This is a genomic window from Micromonospora echinofusca, from assembly GCF_017614955.1.
Classification (GTDB): Bacteria; Actinomycetota; Actinomycetes; order Mycobacteriales; family Micromonosporaceae; genus Micromonospora; species Micromonospora echinofusca_A.
In genome coordinates this window covers 1-12035 of sequence record NZ_WVUH01000230.1, presented here as the reverse complement: position 1 = coordinate 12035, position 12035 = coordinate 1, and the positions used below count along the sequence as shown (strand labels likewise).

The following is a 12035-nucleotide window of genomic DNA, read 5'->3' as shown; positions in this document are numbered from 1 at the left end:
GTCCCCGCCCACCCGTTCGGCGTCGTCGGGCAGCAGCGCGGCCAGCGCGGAGAGCGCCCCCCGGGCCTGCCCGATGGCCTTCATCTCCTGCCAGTGTCCGAGCAGCATGATGGTGACCAGGGCGGCGAGTTCCCACCAGAAGTCCAGGTCGAACAGGCCGACGCTGGTCGCCACCGAGGCGACGTACGCCACCGTGATCGCCATGGCGACCAGCAGCATCATGCCGGGCGCCCGGTCGCGTACCTCCCGGACCGCACCGACCAGGAACGGCCAGCCGCCCCAGAGGTACACCACCGAGCCGAGTACCGGCCCGACCAGTTGCCGGCCCGGCAGGTCGGGCAGCCCGCCGAACCACTGCCCGAACAGGTGGCTGGTGACCACGATCGGAACGGTCAGCACCAGGCAGACCCAGAACCGCCGCCGGAACATCGCCGGATCGTGGCCCGCGTGCTTGTCGTGGCCCTGCCGCCCGTGCCCGGCGCCGCCCCGCTGGCGGTCCGTACCGTGCTGCTGGTCGTCCGTGCCGCGCCGGTGGTCCATGCCGCCCTCCTCCCGGCGACCGTACCCCCGCCAGGTATCCCGTACCGGGGGATCGGCCGGAGCGGCACCTCCCACGGGCCGCCGGACTCGCCCTGTTTGCGCAGCTCGCCGTGGGGTACCGAAGGCGGTTGACGCACCGATCACGGAGGTTCCGATGTCGACTGATGCCATTGTCCTGCTCAAGGAGGACCACAAGGAGATCCGGCGGCTGTTCCGGGAGTTCCAGGGCGCCGGGGAGAACGCCACCGCGCAGAAGCGGAAACTCGTGGCGCAGATCCTGGAGGCCCTCACCGTGCACACGTACCTGGAGAACGAGTGCATGTACCCGGAGGTCCGCCGGCTCCTGCCCGACCTTGAGGACGACGTGCTCGAATCCTACGAGGAGCACCACGTCGCGGACGTGCTCTGCTTCGAACTCGCCGCGATGGCGCCCGACGACGAACGGTACGACGCCAAGGTGACCGTGCTGATGGAGAACGTCCTGCACCACGTCGAGGAGGAGGAACAGGAATGGTTCCCCAAGGTCCGCGACGGTCTGGGTCGTAACCAGTTGCAGGAGATCGGCGCCCGCATGATCGAGATGCGGGCGGACGCCCCGCGTACCCCCAGTGAGCCGCTCGCGCTGAAGAAGGCCCTCGACGCCGTCACCGCCTGACCCCTGCCGCCCCGCCGGTCCGGCCGGATCACGTCGTCGGTGTACGACCCTCCGGCCGTACCGGCGGAGGTGGGGAGGCCGGGTGGCAGACCGCGTCGACCAGCCCGGCGGACCGGGCCCGCGGTTCGGATGAAGTTGCAGTTTTCTGTGACGCCGGTCAGTGCCCCCCGTACGCCTGCTGGGCCTGCTCCATCAGCCGCAGCCGCTTGCCGGCCGCCGGGCCGAGCCGGTCGATCACCCCGGCGACCAGCGCCTCCACCAGCGCCAGGGCCGGCACGAAACTGTCGTACGGCGACGGCGAGTCGACCCGGCTGGGCAGCACCACGTCGGCCAACCCGGCCACCGGGGAGAGCCACCGGTCGGTGAAGAGGACCACCCGGGCGCCCCGGCCGGTCACCTCCCGGGCGAGCGCCAGGGTCGGCTCCTCGTACCGCCGGAAGTCGAAGATCGCGAAAAGGTCCCGTCGACCGATGTCGGCGAGCATGTCGGTGCGTTCCACCGGGGCCAGCGGCAGCAGCCGACTGCCGCCGCGTACCTGCATCAGGTGCAGCACCAGGTAGTGGGCGAGCAGCCCGGAGAAGCGCCCACCGGTGGCGGTGACCCGCATCTGCTGGTCGGCGAGGAGGCGCACGGCGTTCTCCAGCTCACCGGCGGGCAACTCGGTCAGGGTCCCGGCGACCGCGTCCGGCAGGCTGCCCGCTGCCCGAGCCAGTGCCGACTCCGGCGGCAGGCCATCCTCCGCCGCAGCCCGGTACGCGGTCAGCGGCGAGGTCTCCCGCTCGGCCAGTTCGTCCCGCAGGGCCCGCTGGAACTCCGGGTACCCGCCGAAGCCGAGCCGGGTCAGGAAGCGCAGCACGGTCGGCCCGCTCACCTCGGCCCGCTCGGCCAGCGCGGCGACCGTACCCAGGCCGGCGGCGGGATAGGAGGCGAGCAGCGCGCGGGCCACCCGACGTTCGGCCGGACTGCACTCGCCGAGCCGGCGGCGGATCAGCGCGCCGACACCGACCGACGGCTCCCCGTCGGCCGGTGTCGGGTGCGACGCGCCGGACCCGCCGGCCGGGCGCGAGGCGTCGGGTGACGTCGGCCCACCGGTCGGCAACGGCTCATCGGCAAGATCGGATGACGACACAGCCAGAGCGTAACGACCGGTCGGGCCGGCCGGTCGTGGTCAGGACTTCGTGACGGCGCAGCGGTAGTCGGCGGGGCCCGATCCGGAGTACGCCTCGACGTCGACGTAGTACGTCGCCGAGCCGGACGCCGTCCGGGTCAGGGTCACCGACTCGTCCGCCCCGGCGCCGTCGTTGACCGACCGGGTCAGCATGCTGCCGGTGGAGCTGAGCAGGTAGAGGTCGGCGTCGTAATCGGCCGGGACCGCGCAGCCGACCGAGAGGGTCTGCCCGCTGCCCAGCGTCACCTGGAAGTAGTCCCGGTCGCTGCCGCTCTTCAGGTCACCGGTGACGGTGAGCGGGAAGGTCCGGGTGGAGATGTCGTTGGCGGCGGTCCGTGAGTCGTTCGGCTCCACCTCGGCGTACTCGGTGCCGCCCGGGGGCTCCTCGCCCCCGGGGCTGCACGAGGTGACCGGGGTGCCACTGTAGAGACTGCCGCTGGGCACCCCGGCGGTCACACTCCGCAGGTAGTAGCCGCAGGTGGGCCGGTTGGCGAAGTCGTAGGTCTGGCCGCTGGTCAACTTCCAGATCTTGAAGTTCGAGTAGGTCAACGGCTGACCGGAGACGGCCACCTCCGGCTGGTGGTCGCCGAGCACCACGTAGGCGCTCGGCCCGGAGAGGGTGGCCAGGCCGTTACGGTCGACGTAGAGCGAGGCACCCTCCTCGACCCCGACCCCCCATGCCTTCCCGCCGCTGGTCCGGCCGTCCTTGATCGCCCGGGCCACGAAGGCCATCGTGCGGCCCATCCGGTCCCGCGTCACGAAGTGCGAGTCGTTGATGGTGTCGGCGTAGTTCGGCCAGCGGAACATCCCGGTGGTGAAGGTCATCGACCGGTCGTACGGATTGCCGAGGGCGATCGCGGAGGTGGCGCTGCCGCCGCAGGCGTCGTACACGATGTCGCTGTTGATGTGGTGACCGGCGCTGCCGCCACCGACCCCACCGCCCTTGGCCACCACGGACTCCACCGACGCCTCCAGGGCGGTGCCCTTCCAGGCGGCGTAGTTGCACTGGTCGCCACCGGCGAAGTAGACGAACTCGGCGTTCCGGATGTCGGTGTTGGCCTGCGCGTCGTCCCCGTCCCGGGCGGCGGTCATGGTCAACGTGGTGCAGGAGTTGACCCCGGCCAGGCCGATGATGTCGTCGCACTCCGGGGTACCGCTGCCGGAGGCGGCGACGACCGTCACGTCGATCGTGCCGGTGCCGCCCCGGATCGCGTCGACCGCCCTGGTCATGGTTGCCGCGACGATCCCGCCGGAACCGTTCATCGTGTACGCCGGACCGGACCAGCTCGCCCGGCTGACGTCGGTGGGACTGCCCAGCCGGACCCGGTCGACGGCCGCCTGCGCGGCGGTCACCCCGATCGGTGCCATCGTCAGCGCGGTGGACGCGGCCAGCAGGAGGGCGGATCGGGCCCGGAACCGGGAGCGGGAGAACGTCGTGGGGGCGGGTGCGACAGGGGTCATGCGGACCTCCAGAGACCACGGAACCGTGGAACGGACGTTACAGCACCCATAGATTTTGCTCAATGCGTAACTCCTGTTACAGCCGCGTGGTCCGCCGCCCGCACAGCACAGGGTTCCGCCGCACGGCATGCCGCACGGCGGAACCACAACCGCCGGTTCAGACCGGGTGGGTGGCGACGAGCACGTCGTGGAAGGAGGTGCGGCCAGCACCCGGTACGCGACGCACCCCGAACCCCGGGTCAGCACCGCCTCGTACGTCGGGTCGTCCTCCCAGGTGGTACCGGAGGTCGAGGCGCAGCCCGCCTGCTCGACCAGCCCGATCGCGATGTCGGTCAGCCCGTAGTCGTAGAAGACGTACTCGGACGGGGCGACGGTGCACGGGCCACCCGCACCGGTCAACCGGGACTTGTCCGCCGCGAAGACCGGCTGCCACCGGTCGGCCCGGTTACGGTCCCCGTCGGTCAGTCGGGTCCACCGCACCCCGGTGATGCGCCAACCGCCCGCCGTGCCGGCGACCTCCGCACGGCACAGATCCAGCACGCTGACCGCGCGCTGGCCGACGACGCGTGCGGGCGGACCGGCTCGGCGAGTACGCCAGCTCGGACGTGGGCGACAGTGCCCACCGGTCACGGCTCCGGAGCGATCAGCCGGTGGTCGTCGGCGTCCCGCACGGTGATCGCCTCCATCGGACACGAGTCCGCCGCGTCGATCACCGGCCCGGCCGGGTCGACCACGTTCAGCACCGGTCGGGACAGCCCGTCGACGAGGACGAAGTGGTCGGGTGCGGCACCGGCGCAGATCCCCGTCCCGATACAGCGACGAGGGTCGACGTCGACCCGCCAGGTCCCGCTCACCAGGCCACCGGCAGACCGGTCAGGCCCCGCACGATCAGGCCGCTCTTCCAGGTCAGCTCCGCCTCGGGTACCGCGATCCGCAGCTCGGGGGTGCGCTGGAGCAGGGCCCGCAGCGCGACCTGGAGTTCCATCCGGGCGAGTTGCGCCCCGATGCAGTGGTGGACGCCGTGCCCGAAACCGAGATGCGGGTTGACCGACCGGTCGAGGTCCAACCGGTCCGGATCCGTGAAGACCGACTCGTCACGGTTGGCGGAGGAGATCGAACCGATCACCGGCTCGCCGGCCCGGATCAGGACACCACCGAGTTCGACGTCCTCGGTGGCGTACCGGGCGAACGCGGAGGCCACCCCGAGCGGGACGTACCGCATCAGCTCCTCGACCGCCGACGGCACCGACCCGGGATCCGCCCGGAGCCGCTCCCAGGCACCGGGGGTGGTCAGCAGGACGTACACGAAGTTGGGCAGCTGGGTGACGGTGGTCTCGTGCCCGGCGGCGAGCAGTCCGGCGGCGAGCTGCACCACCTCCAGCTCGGTGAGCCGGTCGGCGTTCTCGTCCCGGGCCCGGACCATCGCGCTGAGCAGGTCGTCGGTCGGCTCCCGGCGGCGCTGCGCGATCAGCTCCCCCATGTACGCGTACAGGTTGTCGAGGTACTCGTCGATCCGCTCCGGGGACAGGGAGGTGGTCGAGACGATCGCCTCCGACCAGGTGTGGAACCGGTCCTGGTCGGCGACCGGCACCCCGAGCAGTGCACAGATCACCCGGATCGGCAATGGCGTGGCGACGTACTCGACGAAGTCCGCCGGGGACCCGGCGGCCAGCATCGCGTCGAGCAGCTCCTCGGTGATGCCGGTGGTCCGGGGACGGAGCTGCTCGACCCGGCGCGCGGTGAACGCCTTGGCCGCCAACCGGCGCAGCCGGGTGTGCTCCGGCGGGTCCAGGGCCAGGATGCCCGCGTCGATCTGGCGGGGCGTGATCCGGGGCTCGTCGCGACCGAGGGCGGCGGCCCGGCTGAACCGGGGATCCCCCAGCACGGTCCGCACGTCGGCGTACCGGGTGACCAGCCAGGCCGGCTCGCCGTACGGCAGGCGGACCCGGGTCACCGGCTGCTCGTGTCGCAGCCGGGCGTAGAGCGGATCGAGTTCGAGCCGGTCGGGGGCGTGGAACGGATAGCTGCGCGTGGTCGTGACGGGGGGATTGTTCGACACCGGAACTCCCTGTCGTAGGCAGACGCGGGGTGGCCGGACGGGTCTGCGGCCAGCGGTCGACCCGCTCGGGCGCGACACCGGACCAAGCCAAGAGTCATGCACTGATTGCGGATCGTAGCGAACACGCTCGATCCTGACCACCCGCATCCGTTCGCCTACATCGGGTGACAGTCCCGGCCCGACGGCTCTGAACTGTTAGGAAGGGCCCCCTCCTATACCGAAAACGATAGGAGGGGGCCCTTCCTAACACCGGGTGTCAGCGGGGTGACTGGTCACCCTCGCCGGTACGACGCTGGGCCATGTCGACACCCTTGTCGATCTGCTCGTCGTACTTCCCGCCGGTCCGCCGGTCGGCCGTGTCGCCGGCCTTCTCCAGCCCCTGGTCGACCTGCTTGTCGTGCTGGTCGGCGAGATTCTTGGCCTTGTTCATGAAGTCGCTCATCCGTACCCTCCTCGGCTCGTCTCCCGTCAGTCGTTCCCGCCGGCCCGGTGCGCAAACGGAAGAGACGTGGGACGGCGCCGACACCGGTGACTGTCCCGGTCACCAACCGCGCCACGGTGCCGGGTGTCACGACCGGCGCCGCCGGGTACGACCCGGGCACGGGGACCATCCGGTGAGCGGAGGACAGTGACGATGACGGAACCGACGGCGGTGCCGCCGCCCCCGGCGGGGATCCGGCAGACCTGGGACCAGATTCCCTGGCTGGTGCGGTCGGCAGTGGTCTGGAGCGCCTGCCTGGTGGTCGTCGTCGCCGGGCTGTACGTGCTGGGCCGGATCGCGGTGCTGCTGGCCCCACTGGCCATCGCGCTGGCGGTGACCCTCTTCCTGACCGCGCTGCTCGACCCGGTGACCCTCGCCCTGCGCCGGCTGCGGCTACCGGCCGCGCTGGCCGCACTCACCTCGGTGCTCCTGCTGCTGGCGGTACTGGCCGGCGCGGTGACGCTGGTCTGGGCCCTCACCGCCGACCAGTTCGCCGACCTGTCGAAGGAGCTGGGCGAAGGGTGGAAACGGACCCGGGAGTTCCTCACCTCGGGTGGCCTGCCGATCACCGCCGACCAGCTCGACGGCTGGACCCGGCGCGCCGCCGAGGGGCTGCGCCAGGGCTCCCCCGACCCGGTCGACGGCGCCCGTACCGCAGCCGAGGTGCTCGGGTCGGCGCTGCTCGTGGTGGTGCTGCTCTTCTTCCTGCTCAAGGACGGCCGCTCGATGTGGCGCTGGGCGCTCGGCCGGACCGCCGAGAGCCGCCGGTCCCTGCTGGCCACCGCCGGCCGCGACGGCTGGCACACCCTGACCGCGTACAGCCGGGGCACGATGGTCATCGCGGCGATCGACGCGATCGGCATTGGTGCCGCGCTGCTGCTGCTGGGCGTGCCGCTGGCGTTCCCGCTCGCCCTGATCACCTTCCTCGGCGCGTTCGTACCGATCATCGGCGCGACCGTGGCCGGCAGCGTCGCGGTGCTGGTCGCCCTCGCCGCCAAGGGCCCGACGACCGCGCTGCTGGCGCTCGCCGCGGTCATCGCCGTGCAGCAGATCGAGGGAAACCTGCTGGAACCGCTGGTGATGAAGCGGCAGGTCCGGCTGCATCCGGTGGTGGTGCTGGTGGCGGTCACCGCCGGCACCCTGCTCGCCGGGATCGCCGGTGCGTTCGTCTCGGTGCCGATCGTGGCCGTGCTGTACCGGATGATGGACACGGTCTGGCGGGCCCGCCGCGCGGCCCGCGCCCGCACCACCGGGCCCGACGGGCCCACGTCAGCGGTACGCGGGCACCCCGAGCCGGGCCCGTAGGGCCGGACCGGGCAGGTCGGCCAGCCACGCCGGTCCGCCCGGTTGCTGCCGGCGCCCGCCGCCGGCCAGGTCGCCCGTGTCGACCGGATCGAACCCGAACTGTTCGACGAGGTCCTCGACGGCCCGCTTGGCGTCGTTGTCGTCGGAGGCCAGCGGCATCCCGTACCGCTGGAGGGCGCCCGCCTCGTGCCCGTAGTCGCGCAGGTGGTCCCAGCGCATCGTGTTGAACGTCTTGACCAGCCGTATTCCGCCGAGCCGGTCCCGGACCAGTTCGCTGGAGGTGGTCCGGCCGGTCTCCAGTTCCGGCCACGGACCGTCCACCGCCGGCAGGTAGTTCGTCGCGTCCACCACGATCTTGCCGGCGAGCCCGTCGGTGGGCAGCTCCGGATGCCGGTGGAACGGTACGGCGAGCAGGACCAGGCGGTCCGCCCGGCGGGCCACCTCGTCCGCCCGGACGGCCACCGCCCCGTCGACCAGTGACCGGACCAGCGGGGCGAGCGTCGCGGGATCCCGGGAGTTGGCGATGACCACCTCGTGCCCGGCGGACGCGCAGTGCCGGGCCAGGACCCCACCGAGCCGGCCGGCGCCGATGATGCCGATGCGCATGGGACGGGCTACCCGGACCGGCAACCGGCAAACGGCGGTCGACGGGAACGGCGGCGGGCAGGAACGGCAGCGGGCAGGTGACAGCGGCTGTCGGCAAAAGCGCTCGGCCGGCGGGAACGGAGCAGGTCACCGGCCGGGCATCAGCTGGCCGGGGACGAGGTGCCCGGCGAACCAGGTCGAGGCGGCGTGCGCCACCTCCTCCAGGGCGCCGGGCTCCTCGAACAGGTGGGTGGCACCGGGTACCACCCGCAGTTCGGCGTTGTCGGGCAGCGCCCGGAGTGCCTGCTCGTTGAGCTGGCGGACCTGCTCGTCCCGGCCGCCGACGAGCAGCAGCGTCGGCGCCCGTACCTGGTCCAGGGCCGGGCCGGCGAGGTCCGGTCGGCCGCCCCGGGAGACCACCGCCGCCACCCTTCCGGGCCGGGCGGCGGCAGCCGCCAGGGCACCGGCCGCACCGGTACTGGCCCCGAAGATGCCGATCCGGGCGTCCCGGAGCGCGGGTTGCGCGTTCAGCCAGTCGACGATCCCGACCAGCCGGCGGGTGAGCAGCCCGATGTCGAAACGCAGCTCGGCGGTACCCGCGTCGATCTCCTCCTCGGCCTCGGTGAGCAGGTCGACCAGGACCGTCGCCAGGCCGTCCCGGTTCAGTACGTGCGCGACGGCCATGTTGCGCGGGCTGCGTCGGGAGCTGCCGCTGCCGTGGGCGAACAGGACCACCCCGGTGGCGTCCCCGGGAACCGACAGGTCGGCGGGGAGTTCCACCCCGTCGACCGGGATGAGCGTCGCCCGGCTCTCTTCGCGTACCACCACGAACCTCCCGTCGACGGGGCGTCCACCGCGCGGGTCGCCCGGCGGGGACGTCTGATCGGTTCCGTCCCGGTTACCCGTCCCGGACGTCCGCATGCGGTCACCGGCGCGGTTTGCCGCACCGGGGCCCGGGTAGCCGGGCGGTGACCGGACGACGCCGCACCGCCCTGACCGGCGGGGGCGTCGACACCCCGCTGTCCGCCGCCAGCGTCGATCCGTCACTGGTCGGCAGCAGCGACCGACACCGATCGCGAGGTGCGTCATGGCCCGTCAGGACCGTACCCGGAAGTCGACCACCGACAAGCCGTCGGCCAGGGAGATCGCGTCGGCCACCGGCGACCCGGAACGCCGTACGGAGCAGGACCGGGACTGGGCCGACGAGGCGGCCATGGCCCGCACGGCGGACGACCCGCGCGCGATGGCCCCCCGGGACCGGGCCGGCCGGCCGTCCACCGGCGACACCCGCTGAGCGTCGGCGGTGGTGGGCGCTAGGGTTCGATCTCCTCCACCTTGCGTAGCGGGGACCGGCCGGGTGGCTGCTCGGGCGGCGGTCCGGCCGGCCGGACCGCCGGGTTCGGCAGGGTCACCGTCTCACCGCAGATCACGCGCACCAGTTCCCCGTGGTGGCGCAGTTCCAGGCTGGCGTCGTCCGGGCCGTCCCGCAGGTCGTACCTCGTCTCGTGCGGCCGGACCTCGACCCGCAGCCGCAGTCCGCGCCAGGTCAGGGAGAACTCCAGCCGCCCCAGCTTGCTCGGCAGCCGGGGACAGAACGACGGCACCTCGTCGTGGTCCCGGAAACCGCCGAACCCGGCCACCAGGGCGATCCAGGCACCGGCGAGGGAGGCGACGTGCACCCCGTCGCGGGTGTTCTCGTTCAGGTCGTGCAGGTCCATCAGCGCGGCCTCGCGCAGATAGTCGTGGGCCAGTTCGAGGTAGCCGACCTCGGCGGCGATCACCGACTGGGTGCAGGCCGACAGGGACGAGTCCCGGACGGTACGCCGCTCGTAGTAGAGGAAGTTGCGGCGTTTCTGGTCGGCGTCGAACGCGTCGCCGCGCCAGTGCATGGCCAGCACCAGGTCGGGCTGCTTGACCACCTGCTTGCGGTACAGGTCGAAGTACGGGTAGTGCATCAGCAGCGGGTACCGGTCGGGCGGGGTGTCCCGGAAGTCCCACTCCTGGAGCCGGGTGAAGCCCTCCACCTGCTGGTGCACACCGAGCTCGGGGTCGTACGGGATGTTCATCGCGCTCGCGGCGTCCCGCCAGGAGGCCGCCTCCTCGTCGGTCACTCCCAGGTGGAACGCCTCGTCGCGGTAGCGGGTCACCGCGTCGGCGGCGATCCACAGGTTCCGTTGCGCCATCAGGTTGGTGTAGATGTTGTCGTTCTTCACGGCGGTGTACTCGTCCGGCCCGGTGACGCCGTCCAGGTGGAACACCCCGTGCCGGTCGTGGTGGCCGATCGACCGCCACAGCCGGGCGGTCTCCACCAGGAGTTCCAGCCCCACCTCCCGCTCGAACTGGGTGTCCTGGGTGGCCTGGACGTAACGCCGGACCGCGTCGGCGATGTCCGCCGCGATGTGGAACGCGGCGGTACCGGCGGGCCAGTAGGCCGAGGACTCCTGCCCCCGGATGGTCCGCCAGGGGAAGGCCGCGCCGGCCAGGTTGAGGATCTGGGCCCGTTCCCGGGCGAGCGGAAGGGTGGAGTGCCGCCAGTGCAGGGCGTCGGCGACCGCCGCCGGCAGGGTGTACGTCAACACCGGCAGCACGAACGTCTCGGTGTCCCAGAACGAGTGCCCGTCGTACCCCGGTCCGGTGAGCCCCTTCGCGGCGATCGGTCGGCGTTCGGCCCGGGCGCCGGCCTGGAGCACCTGGAACAGGCCGAACCGGACCGCCTGCTGTACCTCCGGATCACCCTCGACCTGCACGTCCGAGGTGTCCCAGAAGGCGTCGAGGTACTCGCGCTGGGCCCGCCGCAGACCGTTGAAGCCGTCCAACCGGGCGGCGGTCAGCGCCGCGGCGACCTGGTCGCGCAGCCCGGGCAGGGACCGCTTGCTGGACCAGCCGTACGCCAGTAGTTTGACCACCCGCAGTTCCTGCCCGGGTTCCACGACACAGCCGATGCTGGTCCGGATCCAGTCCTGGTACCCCTCGGTGGTGACGGTGGTGCGCTCCGGGCCGTGTACCTCGTGGTCCATCGCGGCGGCCACCCGCAGACCGCTGACCTTGGTGCGGTGGATGAGCAGGCCGCCCGCCTCCCGGCTCAGTTCCTCCTCCGGTTGGAGCGGGGACTCCAGGACGGCCGCCACCCGGGGGTCGCGGCTCTGCGGTGGCAGGGCCTCGTTCGCCACCAGTTCGGACTGGACGATCACCCGGAGCGACCCGTCGACCGGTTCCACCTCGTAGCTGATCGCCGCGACCGACCGCTGGGTGAAGGAGACCAGGCGGGTGCTCACCACCCGGACCTCCCGGCCGGCGGGCGAGCGCCAGTGCAGGGTCCGCCGCAGGGTGCCGGCCCGCAGGTCGAGTACCCGTTCGTGGGCGAGCACCTCGCCGTAGCGGACGTCCAGCGGCTCGTCGTCGACCAGCAGCCGGATCAGTTTGCCGTTGGTCACGTTGACCACGGTCTGACCGGACTCGGGGAACCCGAACCCGGCCTCGGCGTACGGCAGCGGACGCAGTTCGTAGAAGGAGTTCAGGTAGGTGCCGGGCAGGCCGTGCGGCTCGCCCTCGTCGAGGTTGCCGCGCAGCCCGACATGCCCGTTGGAGAGCGCGAAGACGGACTCCGACTGGGCCAGGACGTCCAGGTCGAGGCGGGTCTCCCGGATCCGCCACGGCTCGACGGGATAGGCCCGTTCCCGGATCACCGGTCGGCTCCGTCGAGCAGTTCGGCCAGGTCGCGGACCACCACGTCGGCGCCGTGTGCCCGCAGCTCGTCGGCCTGCCCGGCCCGGTCCACCCC

General features: G+C 72.2%; 12 protein-coding genes and 1 pseudogene. 4 read left to right on the top strand and 9 right to left on the bottom strand.

What is annotated here, in order from left to right; all coding sequences use genetic code 11:
- A pseudogene (locus GSF22_RS22830) lies at positions 1 to 540 on the bottom strand (heavy metal translocating P-type ATPase); the annotation flags it as partial.
- A gap of 154 nt (positions 541 to 694) precedes the next feature.
- Here GSF22_RS22830 and GSF22_RS22825 point away from each other — a divergent pair.
- Positions 695 to 1195, top strand: coding sequence for a hemerythrin domain-containing protein (locus GSF22_RS22825; protein WP_208815782.1), 501 nt, complete (start codon positions 695 to 697; stop codon positions 1193 to 1195).
- A gap of 157 nt (positions 1196 to 1352) precedes the next feature.
- Here GSF22_RS22825 and GSF22_RS22820 read toward each other — a convergent pair whose 3' ends face one another.
- Both GSF22_RS22820 and GSF22_RS22815 read right to left on the bottom strand, forming a co-directional pair.
- Positions 1353 to 2324, bottom strand: coding sequence for a MurR/RpiR family transcriptional regulator (locus GSF22_RS22820; RefSeq protein WP_208815781.1), 972 nt, complete (start codon positions 2322 to 2324; stop codon positions 1353 to 1355).
- A 39-nt stretch (positions 2325 to 2363) separates the two neighbouring features.
- Positions 2364 to 3824 carry a hypothetical protein gene (locus tag GSF22_RS22815; protein ID WP_208815780.1) on the bottom strand — a complete coding sequence of 487 codons (1461 nt, stop codon included), beginning with the start codon at positions 3822 to 3824 and terminating at the stop codon, positions 2364 to 2366.
- 166 nt (positions 3825 to 3990) lie between these two features.
- On the opposite strand from GSF22_RS22815, the gene GSF22_RS22810 reads away from it, so the two are divergent.
- Positions 3991 to 4167, top strand: a complete 177-nt coding sequence (locus GSF22_RS22810; RefSeq protein WP_208815779.1) for a hypothetical protein — start codon at positions 3991 to 3993, stop codon at positions 4165 to 4167.
- Positions 4168 to 4450: 283 nt separating this feature from the next.
- Here GSF22_RS22810 and GSF22_RS22805 read toward each other — a convergent pair whose 3' ends face one another.
- The 3 genes from GSF22_RS22805 to GSF22_RS22795 all read right to left on the bottom strand — a co-directional run bounded on the left by GSF22_RS22805 (position 4451) and on the right by GSF22_RS22795 (position 6325).
- Positions 4451 to 4678, bottom strand: a complete 228-nt coding sequence (locus GSF22_RS22805; protein WP_208815778.1) for a ferredoxin — start codon at positions 4676 to 4678, stop codon at positions 4451 to 4453.
- Positions 4675 to 5883 carry a cytochrome P450 gene (locus tag GSF22_RS34970; protein ID WP_307804230.1) on the bottom strand — a complete coding sequence of 403 codons (1209 nt, stop codon included), beginning with the start codon at positions 5881 to 5883 and terminating at the stop codon, positions 4675 to 4677. Before GSF22_RS34970 ends, GSF22_RS22805 begins: the two co-directional genes overlap by 4 nt.
- Positions 5884 to 6139: 256 nt before the next feature.
- Complete coding sequence (locus tag GSF22_RS22795; RefSeq protein WP_208815776.1) at positions 6140 to 6325, bottom strand: antitoxin; 186 nt, start codon at positions 6323 to 6325, stop codon at positions 6140 to 6142.
- A gap of 192 nt (positions 6326 to 6517) precedes the next feature.
- Here GSF22_RS22795 and GSF22_RS22790 point away from each other — a divergent pair, with 192 nt between their 5' ends.
- Positions 6518 to 7669 (top strand): AI-2E family transporter, encoded by a 1152-nt coding sequence (locus GSF22_RS22790; RefSeq protein ID WP_208815775.1) that lies wholly within the window; start codon positions 6518 to 6520, stop codon positions 7667 to 7669.
- Here the strand turns inward: GSF22_RS22790 and GSF22_RS22785 are convergent.
- Together GSF22_RS22785 and GSF22_RS22780 are read right to left on the bottom strand one after the other, a co-directional pair.
- Positions 7634 to 8275 (bottom strand): NADPH-dependent F420 reductase, encoded by a 642-nt coding sequence (locus GSF22_RS22785; protein WP_208815774.1) that lies wholly within the window; start codon positions 8273 to 8275, stop codon positions 7634 to 7636. The genes GSF22_RS22790 and GSF22_RS22785 overlap by 36 nt on opposite strands.
- A 126-nt stretch (positions 8276 to 8401) precedes the next feature.
- The gene (locus GSF22_RS22780; protein WP_307804231.1) at positions 8402 to 9079 is read right to left on the bottom strand and encodes a dienelactone hydrolase family protein; all 678 of its coding nucleotides are present in this window, start codon (positions 9077 to 9079) and stop codon (positions 8402 to 8404) included.
- Positions 9080 to 9341: 262 nt separating this feature from the next.
- On the opposite strand from GSF22_RS22780, the gene GSF22_RS22775 reads away from it, so the two are divergent.
- Complete coding sequence (locus GSF22_RS22775; protein ID WP_208815772.1) at positions 9342 to 9548, top strand: hypothetical protein; 207 nt, start codon at positions 9342 to 9344, stop codon at positions 9546 to 9548.
- A gap of 19 nt (positions 9549 to 9567) precedes the next feature.
- Here the strand turns inward: GSF22_RS22775 and GSF22_RS22770 are convergent, their stop codons facing one another.
- Positions 9568 to 11940, bottom strand: a complete 2373-nt coding sequence (locus tag GSF22_RS22770) for a glycoside hydrolase family 65 protein (protein ID WP_208815771.1) — start codon at positions 11938 to 11940, stop codon at positions 9568 to 9570.
- Positions 11941 to 12035: the final 95 nt, after the last annotated feature.